This window comes from Streptomyces sp. NPDC002867 (assembly GCF_053591895.1).
Genome location: NZ_JBSFUR010000010.1, coordinates 102,532 through 115,839, shown reverse-complemented (window position 1 = coordinate 115,839; position 13,308 = coordinate 102,532). Strand labels below are relative to the sequence as shown.

Below are 13,308 nucleotides of genomic sequence, written 5' to 3'. Positions count from 1 at the left end.
GCACGGCCCGGTCCAGCGCCCCCTTCCGAACTCAGAGCCCGGCGACTTTGGCGCTCGCCGACAGTTCGTAGACCAGGGTGACCGTGCGGCGGCTGCCGGGCGCAAGGGTGACGTCCCAGCGGGCGATGCCCTCGGCGTCGACCACGTCGGGCGCCGGGGAGCAGGCTTCCTTGCGCAGGCGTACCTCCACCGCCGAGACCTCGGAGACCGGGATGCGCTCCCGGAGGACGACCACCCGTTCGCCGTTCTCCCCGGGAGCGGAGAAACGGGACAGGTGCAGCCGGACCGTGCGCGTGACCACGGTCCGCTGGGTGATTCCGGCGGAGTCGCGGGTCTCCTCGGCCTGCCGGACCACCCGGTAGTCGTCGGAGCTGCCGAAGGCGAGCTCGACGGGGGCACCCGGGGCGGCGAAGTCCAGCGTGCCGCGGCCGCTGAATCCGCTGCCGCGGACCAGGTCCACGGGCCCGGCGAGCAGCGCATGTCCGGACACGTTGTCGAACCGCACCACCTGGGTGACCAGCGGGGACAGCTCGGGTGAGCAGGCGTACTCGCTGCTCGCGGCCGCGGTGAAGACGGAGAGCGGCACACGGTGGGCGCGGCCGTCCGCGGGCACGGAGACCGGTGCGGGAGAGTGCAGCACGCGCGCCTCGCCGCCGTCGTCCACCCCCGGAAGCCCGAGCACCGGGGCGGGGCCGAGGTCCCCGATCTCCTCCTCGCGCAGCTCGACGTCGACCGTGCGGCGCTCCGCGGCCGAGCGGTCCCTGAGCGTCAGCCGGTCCTCGCCCAGCCGCGGGGGATCGGTGGCCAGTGCCGACCGTGCCGTCGACAACGTCAGCCGTACGTCCGACCAGTCCTCGCCCGTGCGCTGCCAGACCATCGCGTCGGTCTCCAGCGTCAGGGAGTCACCGTCGAGCACGGCCCGGTAGGCGGGCCGCCACAGCGCACACGGGGTGAGGTGGCTCAGGCGCAGCCCGACCGGTCCGGCGACCGCCGCCTCCACGGTCAGTTCGAGATGGCCGACCAGCTCGGCGGGCTCCTCCTCGGAGAGGCCCAGGGCCCGCTGCGCCTCCCCGAGTTCGCCAGCGAGGTCGGCCAGCCGGGCCTCCACGGTGCGGAGTTGCTCGCCGTACGAGTCGCGTTCGTGGTCCACCCGGTCCAGTTCGCGGGTCCAGCGGGCCACTTCGGTCTCCCCGGAGCCGGCGCCTTCACCGATCTCCCGCAGCAGATCGGCGGCGAGACGGCCGAGCAGGTCGAGGCGGGCGTGCAGCCGATCGCGTCGCCGCCCCAGGGCGAGCCGTTCCTCTTCGAGCGTGTGCACGCGGCGGCGCAGGGCCGAGTCGTCGTCGGTGGACGGCAGCGGCCCGCGCGGCGTCCAGCTGCGGACGATCCGCGCGTCGAGCACGGTCGCCGGGTGATCGGCGGTCAGCTCGGCATGGAGGGTGCGGTCGACGGCCAGCGCACTGACCGGCCCGAGACGCAGCCGCTGGACCCCGGCCTCCAGGTCGAGCACGATGGCGCGCTCGATGTGGGCACGGTCCTCCAGGCAGGTGACGGCGGTGACGGGGAGGGCGATCGGCTTCGGGGCCGTGGACATGCCGTGTGTCAGCTCCTGCGGTTGCCGCCGACCAGGGTCTTGCCGGCCGGGATGCGGATCTCGTAGCCGCCGTCGAGGACGGCGGTGCCGCCGGCGGGCAGGTCCACCCGCCGGACGCGGGTGCCCGGGGCATGGTGCTCGGGCCCCGCGCCCTCCTCGGGTGCCGTCCAGTCGGCCCGCTCCACGATGCGGACGTCCGGTTCGGAGGTGACCGGCACCCGCTCGCGGACCTCGACGGTGACGGGCCTCGCGAGCCGGTTGGCCAGCTCCACGTGGACGCGGTGGTCGAGCACGGTGGTGTTGTTGCGCAGGCCCGAGGTCGACTCGTGGAGGTTCGTACGGCGGGTGACCCGGATCCCCTCGGCAGGCCCGAGCCCCACCCGGCGGACACCGCCCGGGGCGAGCGTGGGCAGTGCGGCGGTCAGCAGGAAGTCGTCGCCGACGGTGACCTCCACCGGGCCGGCTGGCAGAGCCTGGTCGGTGGCGTTGGAGAGCACCAACGTCGCGTACACCGTCTGCTCCACGGACGGAACGCACACGTACTCGATGCGCAGGCCGACCGGGATCTCGCCGACGGTGACGGTGTGCCAGGTCCCGTCCGACGGAATGTCGGCGCGCGCGGCGGCATCGAAGCGGTGGTCGAAGGAACCCGCCGACTCGCGGGGCCGCACGGCGTGCCCGGGCAGCGGCAGCACGGCCACCGCCTCGGCGCGGCGGCGGTACTCGGCCGCCACCGCGTCGATAGGAGAGTCGGGAAACAGCCGGCCTCTGCGACCGCCCTGCTCGTCGGGGCCGCACAGGACAAGGGCGGCGTAGTCGAGTTCGGCGTCGCTCGGCTGTGGCGGACCTGCTATCGGTGCCGGAGGGGGCGGCGGCGCGGCTCCGCCAGGAGCCGCGGGTGCCATGGGGGCGGGCGCCGCGAAGGGCCTGCCGCCGGCACCCGGCCTGCCGCTCGGACGCGATCGGACCGGCTGCGCGGGGGCGGGCATCGCTCCGCCGAAGACCTCCGGGGGAGCGATGCCCGCGTCGCCGGGCACCGGGAGCGCGGCGGGCAGCCCGCCGTAGCCCTGCGGTGGCGGCGGTGGCGGGACAGGGCCGGACGCGGAGCCGCCCGCGGCAGCCACGGGCACCGAGCCGGCCCCGACAACCGCGGGTGCGCCGGTCGTGGCAGGGCGAGGGCCCGCCGAGTCGTACCCGGCGAACAGGTCGGCGAGCCCCGCCGGAGGCTCGCGCCAGCCAGAAGGCGTGGGGGCAGGCTGACGGCGTCCGATCCGGATCGAGCGGAGCCTCGGCAGGTCGGTGCGGCGCCGCAGGTCGGCGGTGGCCAAGGCGATGCGCACGCCGGTCCAGTCCTCGCCGGTGCGCTGGGCGACCGAAGCGCGCAGCACCAGACGGCCGCTGCCGTCGCCCTGACGGTGGGTGAGACGGTAGGCCGGCACCCAGACGGCGCCCGGTACCCCGTACTCCAGCTCCACTTCCGTGTCACCGGTGCCGTCGAGGGTCAGGACCGCGGAGACCGTGGTCTCCACGTGCGCTGACGGTGCGTCGGTGGAGGCGCGGGCGAGCCTGTCCGCGGAGACGGTGAGCTCGTGCTCGACGCGGTGCAGCGCCTCCTCCAGCTCGACGAGGCGCGTGTGCAGTCCTGTCAGCCGCTCGTCGACGAAGTCGGCGAGCGTCAGCCACGCGTCGACCGGGGTGCGGCGGTGCGGGTCCTCGCGTCTGCGGGCAGGCGGGACCGGGCGCAGAGCCCCGACCTCCTCGATCAGGCTCAGCTGCCGGTCCCGGCGCCCCTGCGCCGCCGCGTACGCGTCGCGCAGCCGCGAGACCTCGCGTCGCAAGTCGTCGGGCGTGCCGGAGCCGAGGGGCTCGGCTTCGACCTCCACCCGTACCTCGGTGACGCGCACCCGGGCGGTGCGAAGGACACGGGCCCGCAGTGAGCCGGGATCCAGCGAGCGGGGCAGTCCCGTCACCCTCACCCGGCCGTCCGGCGGCACGCTGCCACGAGCCAGGCGGCGGCAGACCGCGCCCTGCGCGTACACCACGACCGAATCGAGGGTCGACCCCCACCTGTGTGCTGTCTCCGCCGTCATGTGCTCCGCCCCCGCCGCGTCCATGCTGAGCGGATCCTACGCCCGAGCGGTCCGGCGTCCGCGTCGGCGCCCGATGTCGGTGGCTCGTCGTACGGTCGGGGCATGAGCACGTCCGACGAAGTCCGTGAGCTCGCCCTCGCCTTGCCGGAGACGACCGAGAAGGAGGCTTGGTCCATGCCCACCTTCCGTGTCGCCGGGAAGATGTTCCTGACCCTGCCCGACGACGAGACGTCGATGGCCGTCCGATGCCCCAAGGAGGAGCGTGACGAGCTGGTCCTCGCTGAGCCCGAGAAGTTCTGGGTCGCGGACCACGAGGCGTCCTTCGCCTGGGTGCGGGTGCGCCTGGCCGCCCTCGACGACGCGGATGAGCTCCGTGCGATCGTCGTCGACTCCTGGCGCCAGGCGGCTCCGCCCGGCCTGCTCAGAGCCCACGCCGACCTCGCGCCCCCGGCATAGCGGGACAACCGTCTCGTCGAGCAGTTCCCTGCAGGAGTCGGCCGCGTCGGTCAGGGCGGCGCCTGACGGGCAAAAGCCCACGTCAGGCGCCGTTTCGCATGCCTCTATTCGCATGCCTCTAGAAGAAGCCCGGCTTCTTCGGCGCGTGCGCGTTGGCGATCTTCAGTGCTCGTCGACCGAGTCGTACGTGGATCGACCAGTGGATCAGGGCACGGGAGGGGCAGGTGCACTCCTCGCCCTGGTTGAACGCGAACATCGAAGCCCTCGACGGCCTTGTCCAGGAAGTCGTCGTCGGCCATGACGTCGGGCAGGAAGACGTTCGGGCACCGGTGAACGCCGCCTTGGCCACGCGCGAGCTGGAGGCGAGCGGCTTGCCCGCCTCCACGCCGAAGCCGTTCACGACGTTGAGCACGCCCGGCGGAAGCAGGTCGGCGATCAGCTCGACCACCACATCCTGCTGTCGGTGCAGGCCGTCGGGCCTGTCGACGAGACAGCGGAACGGGCACTCAAGGGTCTGGCACGACCGGTATGAGCGAACGACGACGCGCTCCCGTCCTCCGGCTCCACGGGAGCCCGGTCATCGGTGGGCCAGAACCAGTCGACCGGCCCGGATGACGGCCGGCCCGCCGCCGGCGAGGCCGGGCAGCCTGCGGCGCGACCGTCAGCTGCCCATACGGCTGCGGAGCAGCTGCTTGCCCAGCTCGGCTCCCTTACGGCTGTCGGCCTGGGCCTTGCGGAAGAGCTCCGCGACTTCGGAGTCGCTCTCGCGTTCCGCGTCCTGGATGTAGGTCTCCAGTCGCAGGGCGTTGCTCAGGCAGTTCTCGACGTACCAGACCAGGTTGTAGTCCTTGTCCTTGGTACCGGTGACCCCGCCGGCTTCGGTGTTGCTCGCCATGGTGGGCCCGCCTTTCGGTTTCGTGGATGGGTAAGGAGCACGTCCGCCGGTGCTCGGCCTCCGGGTAACCGTCCCGGCGTTCGGTATGCGCCATGCGTGCTGTCATCGACCGGCCGTCCGCCGGGGACAGAAACCGACCGGGACCGCGCGCCGCTCGAGCACCTCGCCCTCATGCCGCCGCTTCGGTTCCGAACCTGGGCGGCGTGTGATCCTGCGGACGCGGCGGCCCGGCGAGGACGCTCCCGCCACGGCGCAGGACGGCGTACCCGATGCCGATGCCGATGGCCACGGGCCATTCGATGACATCCGCGGCCCCCAGGACGCCGAGACCGACGTAGAGGGGAAGCCCACGCTTGGCGGGCAGCACCTGGCGGGCGACGGCCACAGGCAGCAGGGCCGCGTTGAGGGCACCGTTCGCCACGCGGTCCAGCGAGGGAACGGTGAGGGTGATCGAGCGCTGGGACCGGCCTGACTCCTGCTGGTCGGGGGAGATTCCCTGCCCTCCGGGGGCCGTGTCCTCACCCGGAGCGGAGGGGTGTTCGCTGGGGTTCGTCATGGCGGTCACGACTCTCACCTCGCTAGAGTTTTCGGTCCGCCGGAGACATATAGGCACGTATTCCCCGAATGCCGCGTCTCATAGTCTGGATCAGACTGGGATTCGTCGGGTTCATCGCAGGGAAGCGCTCCGGTGGAGGGAGGTACGGCCCATGTCGCCCCAGCCGGCTTCACCGTTGTGGGGAACACCCTTGCTGGGGCCGCTCGCGTCCGGAGTGGTGTCCGGGGTCGCGGCAGGTGTGCGGGGGGCTGCGGGCCTGGTCGGGTATCTGCTGGGTCCGGCGAGCCGTGAGGTGTCATGGTGCCCCGGACGCTGTTACATCCAGGTGCACGGGGTCCACGGGGCCGAGGGCGCGAGGGTCACGCGTCGGGTGGAGCGGTCACTGGAGGAACACCCCGGTGTGCTGTGGGCGCGGGTGAACGCTCCGTCCGAGCGGGTGGTGGTCGCCGTCGCGTCGCCGCCACCGGCCGAGCGCGAGCTGGTCGAACGCGTGGAGCGCGCGGAGGGCGACCACGCGGCGGACGCGGAGGCGTTCGACGAGTGGCGGCCGGAGCCGCATCATCCGGCCGAGGGCACGCCTTCCGCGTCGATGTCGGCCCTGGCCGCCGATGCGGTGGGACTGGGCATCGCGACGGCTCGCCGGATCGCTCCGTGGTTCTCGCTGCCGCCCGAGGTGGCGGCCGTGACCGGCGCCGTGCAGCACCACCCGCGGCTGCGCCACCTGATCGAGGGGCTGGACGGCGCGACGGAGCGGGCTGATTCGGTCCTTCCCGTGGTCACCGCCCTGGTGCAGGGTGTGGCGACGCGTGGCGGCGGTATCGCGCTCGACGTCCTCCAGCGCCTCGCGGGATGGCGGGAGGCCAATGCCGAACGCACGGCCTGGCAGGAGGCGCAACCGCGACTGGTGCGCAGTCCGGAGGAGGCGTCGGCCGAAGCGGTGATGCGCGAGCGGCCCGGCCCGCTGCCGCAGGACGGGGCAGACCGCTACGCGGAGACCTCCATGGCCGCCGGCGCCCTGTCCGGCCTCGCCTTGCTGCCCTTCGCCGGCCCCCGGCGCGCCCTCGCCGTCGCCCTGGCATCGGTTCCCAAGGCGCCCGGCGCCGGCAGAGAGGGCTTCGCCACCACACTCGGCAGGCATCTGGCGCTGCGCGGCGTCGTCACGATGGACCGCAGCGCGCTGCGTCGGCTGGGACAGGTCAACACCATCGTCCTCGACGAGGACGCGCTGCGCGGCAACCAGTACGAACCGGTCGACCTCGAGCTGCTGGGCGGCGCCGACCCGCGACAGGTGTCGGAGCGGCTGTTCGCTCTGTTCGACCCGGACCGGCCCCTGCATGTGACCAGAGCGGAAGGATGGGTGCTGGGCCCGCTGTCCGAACTGGACCTGGCAGGCCCCAGCGGTCGGCGGGCCGAGGACCGGCTGCGGCGCCACGGCAGCGAGAAGGTGCTCGGCCTGGCCAAGGGCAGGCGACTGCTCGCGGTCGCGGGCCTGGCCACCCGGTCCGCCCCGGGGGCCGAGGCCGTCGCGGCGGCTGCCCGCCGAGCGGGCGCCCGCGTGGTGGTGGCCTCCGACCGTGACCGCCCGGGGTACTCGTTCGCCGACACCATCGTGCCGGCGGGCAACCGCCTGCCCGCATCCGTACGCACCCTTCAGGCCGAGGGGGCCGTGGTTCTGCTCATCTCCGGCCACAGACGGGCGCTGGGCACGGCAGACTGCGCGGTCGGCGTCCACAGCGGCGACGCGCACACACCCTGGGGAGCCCACTTCCTGGTCGGGACGGACCTCGAGGCGGCAGGCATGATCGTGGACGCGGTCGGCACGGCCGCCCTGGTGGACCGCGACAGTCACCATCTGGCCACCGGCGCCGGCGGCATCGGCGCGGTGGCCGCCCTGCAGTCCGCGGGCCCACGGGCGACCGCACGGGCCATGGCCGTGAGCAACACCGCCGGCAGCGTGGCATTCTGCCTCGGCGTCTGGCGCGCCCGGCAACTGCTGGCCCGCCCCATGACTCCGCCCGTGGCCACCACCCCCTGGCACCTGATGCCGGTGGACCGTGTACTGGAACGTCTGCGCACCCGAGGTGAGGGACTGTCCGCGGACGAGGCCGACGCGCGGCGCAGCGACTCCCCGACGGGCGAGCCGCCGAAACTGAGCCTGCCGCACGCATTCGTCGAGGAGCTGGCCAACCCGCTGACCCCCGTCCTCGCGGCCGGCGCCGCGCTGGCCATGGCGGTGGGTTCGCGCACCGACGCCGCGCTGGTCGCCGCGATCACCGGAACGTCCGCGCTGGTGGGCGGCGTCCAGCGGGTACGCACCGAGCGCGCCCTCGCGGAACTCTTCGCCCGTTCCGCCATCGGCGCCCGGGTACGCCGAGGCGGCCGCGAACGGCTGGTGACCGCCGGAGACCTGGTACCCGGCGACATCGTCGTGCTGCTGCCCGAGGACGTCGTGCCCGCGGACTGCCGGCTTCTGGAAGCCGAAGGCCTCGAAGTCGACGAGTCCTCACTCACCGGCGAGTCCCTCGCCGTGGGGAAGGACCCCGCGCCCGTGGTCTCGGCCCACCTCACCGGCCGCCGCTCCATGCTGTACGAGGGCACCACCGTCTCGGCCGGCCGGGCGGTCGCCGTCGTGGTCGCCGTCGGAGCCGCCACCGAAGTCGGCCGCAGCCTGGCCACGGCCCGGCAGGCCGCACCCGAGACGGGCGTGGAGGCCCGGCTGACCTCCCTCACACGTTCCAGCCTGCCCATCGCCCTCGGCTCCGCGGCGGCGGTGGCCCTGTCCGGCGTTCTGCACGGACGACCCCTGACCGAGAACCTCGCATCGGCGGTCAACCTCGCCGTCGCCTCCGTTCCCGAAGGTCTGCCCTTCCTCGTCAACGCCGCCCAACTGGCGGCCGCCCGGCGGCTGGCCGACGCCGGCGCCCTGGTCCGCAACCCCCGCACCATCGAGGCGCTCGGCCGCGCCCAGGTGCTCTGCTTCGACAAGACGGGCACCCTCACCGAGGGAAAGCTTCAGCTCGCCGACGTCAGCGACGGCGACCGCGCCCTGCCCGTCGACGCGCTGGACACCCGGTGCAAGGAAGTTCTCGCCGCCGCACTGCGCGCCACCCCGCCCGCCCGTCAGGCCGAACCGATGGCCCACCAGACCGACCGGGCCGTGACCGCGGGAGCCGGCCGGGCTCGAGTCGCCGCATCCCTCGGGGCGCCCCGCTGGCGGCGCAGCGACACCCTTCCCTTCGAGCCCGCACGCGCCTACCACGCGACAACCGGGCACACAGCCCACGGCACTCTGCTCAGCGTGAAGGGCGCACCGGAGAACGTCCTGACCCGCTGCGCCCGCCGTCGGCGGCCGCACGGCGACGTCACCCCCCTCGACGACGCGGCCGGCCGGGAGCTGACCGCCGTGGCCGAGAGGCTCGCCGGCGCCGGCCGCCGCGTCCTCGCGGTGGCGGAACGCCGCATGGACCCCGGCGAGGACCTCACCGACGACACCGTGCGCGACCTCGTGTTTCTCGGTTTCGTCACCCTCGCCGACCCCGTACGCACCAGCGCGGCACCCGCCACGGCCCGGCTGCACGAGGCCGGCGTCCAGACCGTCATGCTGACCGGCGACCACCCCGCCACCGCCGATGCCATCGCCTCCGCCATCAGTGACGTCACGGAACCCAAGGTCTGCACCGGCCCGGACATCGACGCACTCGACGACGACGCCCTGGACGAACTCCTGCCCCACGTGAACGTCATCGCCCGCTGCAGCCCCCACCACAAGGTCCGCATCGTCCAGGCGTACCAGCGCCTCGGCCGCGTCGTCGCCATGACCGGCGACGGAGCCAACGACGCGCCCGCCATCCGGCTCGCCGACATCGGCATCGCACTCGGCCGCCGGGGCACACCTGCCGCGACCGCCGCCGCCGACCTCGTGGTCAGCGACGACCGCCTGGAGACCATCGTCGCGGCCCTCATGGAGGGCCGGGCCATGTGGGCCTCCGTCCGCGCCGCGCTCGGCATCCTCATCGGAGGGAACCTCGGAGAAGTCACGTTCAGCGTCCTCATCTCCGCCCTCACCGGCACCACCCCCCTCAACGCCCGCCAGATCATGCTGGTCAACCTGCTCACCGATCTGGCCCCCTCCCTCGCCATCGCCGTACGCGAACCAGCCGGCCAAGCCGGCGAACGGCTCCTCAAAGAGGGCCCGCACCGCTCCCTCGGCACCGCGCTCACCCACGAAATGCTGCTGCGCGGCGCCGTCACCGCGACCGGTGCGGCCCTGGCCTGGGGTGCCGCGCGCCTGACCGGCCGGGCACGGCGAGCCGGCACCGTCGCTCTCGCCGCCGTCGTCGGCACCCAGCTCGCCCAGACCCTCGTCACCGGCGGCACCGACCGCAACGTCCTGGCGGCGGGGCTCGGTTCCGCGGCCGTGCTCGTCGCCATCATCCAGACTCCTGGCATCAGCCATTTCTTCGGCTGCACACCTCTCGGCCCCGTCGCCTGGGGTATCGCCCTCGGCGCGATCACCGCGGCCTCCCTCCTGGGCATGGTCCTGTCCCCGCTCATCTCGTCGATGACCGAGCAGGCGGCAGCCGAGCAGGGGACGGAGACCGACCGGCCCGCCTCCCCGGCCACGCAGCCGCCGGGCGAGGAGGCAGGACGGGATCCGCGGCGGACAGCCGACGGGCGGCTTCGTGTCCGGCCCCCGAAGCCGGCACAGCGACCGGGCGCCCGCTGACGTTGCGGGGGGTCCGGCCACGACAACGTCTTCGGGACGTCAGGTCGGCGACGCACTGTGCCGGTTCGTGCGTACGGTCGTGCAGGGCAACGGATCGTGGCCGGGGGCGATCCAGGGGTGATGGCCTGCGTCCGGCGTGGGTTCCCAGGGCTGCGTGAGGCGTGGCGGCGCGAGGCGGCGCACACTGGGCGTATGGACGTCTACCGAGGCGACGTCACGGTGATCGCCGACGGCACCGAGTATCCGGCGGAAGCAGACTTGCGTTCGTGGGTCGAGCAGCGGCACGTGGCGGCGTTCGGCCCGACCGAGGCGTGGGTCGAGGGCGCGGCCGATTGGAACGGCAGGCTCGAGGTCAGGGACGAAGAGGTTGCCGACACGGTGATGCATGCGGCCGAGCGCCACCTGCGGATGCCCGACGGCCGTGTCGGTGATTTCGTCGTGAGCCGCCGCAGCTTCGACGCCGGCCTCCTGGTGATCGAGGGCAGCGGCGATCCGCCGTTCTGATGGGCGGGATCGCCCCGGAGCGCATGTCGGATCACCGTCCGCTCAGCCGGCGCACCGGCGGGCGGTGCGGTGCCGGCCTTGGCGCGCTCGCCGGCGGTACCGGCCGCACACGACCGGCGGGGCGTTCATCGAGCCGGACCCGATCTCCACGGAGCCGGTCTTCACGACAAGGACGAACGACCATGACGAAGAAGCACGAGAACCCGCGAAAGGCCCGCCGCGGCGATCGGGCCGACCGCGGTCCCGGCGCCCATTCGGGGCGCGAACAGCAGGCCGGACAACGCACCGTGCCCGGCACGGCAAGCGCCGCCGAGGGATACGACCCGCATGGCACCGGCGCGGGGGAGCCCCTGAAGGGACGGGAGAAGGACGAGGAGGACTGACCCGCACCCCTGGGCCGGCCTCCGGGCGCGCGCCCCGGAGAGCGACGGCTCAGAACGTCGGCGGCGGCCACGACACGCCGGCGGAGCGTCTGGCACCCCGGCGCCGAACGCCCGGGCGCGACGGGGCCGTCACTTCTGAGGGTGCTGCCGCGATGCGTCCTTGAAGCGTCCCAGAGCCTTGGTCAGTACGCTCCGCGGGGAGTTCTCGGGCTTGCGGGTCGCGGGGGAGCGCGGAAGCGGCAGGCTTTCCGATCCGGTCAACTCCGCCAGCGCGGCCCGGGCGAGTTCGGCTGCCTCCCGGTACAGGTCGCGGGACGCGGTCATGGCGTCGAGTGCCTCGGCGTACTTGGTGACGAGTTCGCGGGTGTAGGCCAGCTCCTCCTCCACGGTGAGCAGATGCCAGCGGCGGCGAAGACTGTCGAGGGCCTGCTCCGCACCGGCGGTCAGGATCCGCGGCAGATCGGCGAAGGCCGTGATCCTCTCGACGAGTTCCGTCGGCTCCGAGCCGTCCAGGAAGACACTGCGGACGGCGAAGCGTTCGGCGTCGAACTCCGGGCTCGCCGACGCCGTGGGCAGGACCGCCGCACCGCCCCGAGGTACCCGTACCTCCAGGTCCTTCACCGCCCAGTTGACGATCTGGAACTGGTCCGGCGCGGCCCGGTGCTCCACGACTCGATGGCGCAGGCTCGGCGGCAGGTAGGGCGTGAGGGGCAGACGGCCGCGCGCGTCGGGGGTCATCGCCTCGTGGACGACGACATGGATGTTCCAGCTGTTGCGGGCGCAGTCCTTGAGGAGGCGGCGCATCTCCTTGTCGTCGCTCGGCAGCGGATTGGTGGTCCGCAGGCGTGGGCCGGGTACGGCGTCGTGGTCCCAGGCGATGCGGTCGTCGTCGGGCCAGAACATGGCGGCGGGGGACGGCCACCGCTGGTCCCAGGTCCGCTCCGCCTCCGCGGCCAGCGCCCAGGCGACGGCCTGACCGTCACGCGGCCGCCCCGGGGAGTCGAAGGTCGTCAGCTGGGCACGCACGGTGACGTCGCCGTCCACGCGCCAGCGGGCCTCGAAGAGGCGGCGTACGGAGGAATCGGGCGCGGCAGCGCTGTCGGCGGTGTCGAGCGCGGGAGGGAGGCCGCTCGGACCGCCTGCGAAGGCGTCGGCGGGAGCGAGGTCGAGGAAATCGTCGATGACCCCAGCGGCCTTGAGCGCGATGAGGTTGCGCCGGACGTCCTGCTCGGGCGAGGGCCCGAGGTGGCGTCCGTGTCCCAGCCACGTCGTGTCGGGGGCGGCGGTCACGGAGTTACTGGTCTTTGGCATGGAGGCGATCTGTGGGGCGGTCGAGGACGGGCTCCAGTATGGTCCCGCATGCCCGGCGGGGGATACGGCGAGGGGGACCAGGCCGGAAATGTCCTGGGTGAATGTGGGGGCGGGCGGGCACGTGGATCACCGCACGGACCGGGTCCGGAAGGCGGGGCCGGTCTCCGGACCGGCGCGTACGGCCGGACCGGATTTCGCCGACTCGCCCGCATCCAGGGCGCGTTCGCATCGCCGTGATCTCCCGCGAGCGTCCGCCTCGTTCCCACCAGCCCGCGGAGCTCGTCACCCGAATGAGGGAGGAGCTCCATGGTGAGCACCACTGTTGTTCCGGCCCGCCATCCGTGGCGCCGGTCGAACCGCGGCGTTGACGCCGGCGGGACCCACGTCCGGGCCACCGCCACCGGCACGGCGCTCCGAGGAGCGAAAGGAACGTACGCACCGTCGAGGTCCCCCTGGGTGACGGCGGCGGGGACGTCGTACGGGTCCGGATCCGCGAGGTGGACGAGTCGCTCGTGCGCGTCGTGCGCGGCGGCCGGGGCAGCTCCGTGCGCTTCCAACAGGCATCGGACCCCAGCCACTTCGAGTCCTGCGACTTCGAGACGAACCAGTACTTCATGGCGGCCGCCAAGGACGGGAGGACCCTGCTGCGGGCCCTGTCCGCAAGCGGCTTCAGGGGAAGCGGCGGCGGACGCCTGGACCTGATCCGCCCGGCCTGACCGTGCGTACCTCGACCCGAGGCGGTGCCGCCTCGGGTGCGGGCTCACTGCTCGCTGCGGTCACCGGTGCATGGGGT

General features: G+C 73.4%; 10 protein-coding genes and 1 pseudogene. 5 read left to right on the top strand and 6 right to left on the bottom strand.

The features are described from left to right. Nucleotides 1-31: 31 nt before the first annotated feature. Both ACWD0A_RS12865 and ACWD0A_RS12860 read right to left on the bottom strand, forming a co-directional pair. Nucleotides 32-1,594, bottom strand: a complete 1,563-nt coding sequence (locus tag ACWD0A_RS12865; protein ID WP_451297387.1) for a mucoidy inhibitor MuiA family protein — start codon at nucleotides 1,592-1,594, stop codon at nucleotides 32-34. A gap of 8 nt (nucleotides 1,595-1,602) precedes the next feature. Further along, complete coding sequence (locus ACWD0A_RS12860) at nucleotides 1,603-3,684, bottom strand: DUF4139 domain-containing protein (protein ID WP_451297557.1); 2,082 nt, start codon at nucleotides 3,682-3,684, stop codon at nucleotides 1,603-1,605. Nucleotides 3,685-3,786: 102 nt separating this feature from the next. Between ACWD0A_RS12860 and ACWD0A_RS12855 the strand changes: the two genes are divergently transcribed. Beyond that, entirely contained in the window at nucleotides 3,787-4,140 is a 354-nt protein-coding gene (locus ACWD0A_RS12855) for an MmcQ/YjbR family DNA-binding protein (RefSeq protein ID WP_451297385.1), read from the top strand. Between the two features lie 145 nt (nucleotides 4,141-4,285). On the opposite strand, the pseudogene ACWD0A_RS12850 reads toward ACWD0A_RS12855, so the two are convergent. From ACWD0A_RS12850 to ACWD0A_RS12840, 3 genes and pseudogenes are all read right to left on the bottom strand, one after another. After that, nucleotides 4,286-4,585, bottom strand: a pseudogene (locus ACWD0A_RS12850) (aldehyde dehydrogenase family protein); the annotation flags it as partial. A gap of 216 nt (nucleotides 4,586-4,801) precedes the next feature. Next, nucleotides 4,802-5,035, bottom strand: a complete 234-nt coding sequence (locus ACWD0A_RS12845; RefSeq protein WP_307711626.1) for a hypothetical protein — start codon at nucleotides 5,033-5,035, stop codon at nucleotides 4,802-4,804. A gap of 169 nt (nucleotides 5,036-5,204) precedes the next feature. Then, nucleotides 5,205-5,600 carry a hypothetical protein gene (locus ACWD0A_RS12840; protein WP_451297383.1) on the bottom strand — a complete coding sequence of 132 codons (396 nt, stop codon included), beginning with the start codon at nucleotides 5,598-5,600 and terminating at the stop codon, nucleotides 5,205-5,207. Between the two features lie 361 nt (nucleotides 5,601-5,961). On the opposite strand from ACWD0A_RS12840, the gene ACWD0A_RS12835 reads away from it, so the two are divergent. The 3 genes from ACWD0A_RS12835 (at nucleotide 5,962) to ACWD0A_RS12825 (ending at nucleotide 11,204) form a co-directional block, all read left to right on the top strand. Beyond that, nucleotides 5,962-10,317: an HAD-IC family P-type ATPase gene (locus tag ACWD0A_RS12835; protein WP_451297381.1), complete on the top strand. Its 4,356-nt coding sequence runs from the start codon at nucleotides 5,962-5,964 to the stop codon at nucleotides 10,315-10,317. A 192-nt stretch (nucleotides 10,318-10,509) separates the two neighbouring features. Next, complete coding sequence (locus tag ACWD0A_RS12830; protein WP_451297379.1) at nucleotides 10,510-10,821, top strand: hypothetical protein; 312 nt, start codon at nucleotides 10,510-10,512, stop codon at nucleotides 10,819-10,821. A 182-nt stretch (nucleotides 10,822-11,003) separates the two neighbouring features. Continuing rightward, the gene (locus ACWD0A_RS12825; RefSeq protein WP_451297377.1) at nucleotides 11,004-11,204 is read left to right on the top strand and encodes a hypothetical protein; all 201 of its coding nucleotides are present in this window, start codon (nucleotides 11,004-11,006) and stop codon (nucleotides 11,202-11,204) included. A gap of 129 nt (nucleotides 11,205-11,333) precedes the next feature. Here the strand turns inward: ACWD0A_RS12825 and ACWD0A_RS12820 are convergent, their stop codons facing one another. Then, complete coding sequence (locus tag ACWD0A_RS12820; protein ID WP_451297375.1) at nucleotides 11,334-12,515, bottom strand: hypothetical protein; 1,182 nt, start codon at nucleotides 12,513-12,515, stop codon at nucleotides 11,334-11,336. 497 nt (nucleotides 12,516-13,012) lie between these two features. On the opposite strand from ACWD0A_RS12820, the gene ACWD0A_RS12815 reads away from it, so the two are divergent. Continuing rightward, nucleotides 13,013-13,231: a hypothetical protein gene (locus ACWD0A_RS12815; RefSeq protein ID WP_451297373.1), complete on the top strand. Its 219-nt coding sequence runs from the start codon at nucleotides 13,013-13,015 to the stop codon at nucleotides 13,229-13,231. Nucleotides 13,232-13,308 lie beyond the last annotated feature (77 nt).

Coding starts and splice junctions, on each gene's coding strand:
- ACWD0A_RS12865 (WP_451297387.1), bottom strand. CDS start 1,594: ATGTCCACGGCCCCGAAGCCGATCGCCCTCCCCGTCACCGCCGTCACC.
- ACWD0A_RS12860 (WP_451297557.1), bottom strand. CDS start 3,684: ATGACGGCGGAGACAGCACACAGGTGGGGGTCGACCCTCGATTCGGTC.
- ACWD0A_RS12855 (WP_451297385.1), top strand. CDS start 3,787: ATGAGCACGTCCGACGAAGTCCGTGAGCTCGCCCTCGCCTTGCCGGAG.
- ACWD0A_RS12845 (WP_307711626.1), bottom strand. CDS start 5,035: ATGGCGAGCAACACCGAAGCCGGCGGGGTCACCGGTACCAAGGACAAG.
- ACWD0A_RS12830 (WP_451297379.1), top strand. CDS start 10,510: ATGGACGTCTACCGAGGCGACGTCACGGTGATCGCCGACGGCACCGAG.
- ACWD0A_RS12825 (WP_451297377.1), top strand. CDS start 11,004: ATGACGAAGAAGCACGAGAACCCGCGAAAGGCCCGCCGCGGCGATCGG.
- ACWD0A_RS12820 (WP_451297375.1), bottom strand. CDS start 12,515: ATGCCAAAGACCAGTAACTCCGTGACCGCCGCCCCCGACACGACGTGG.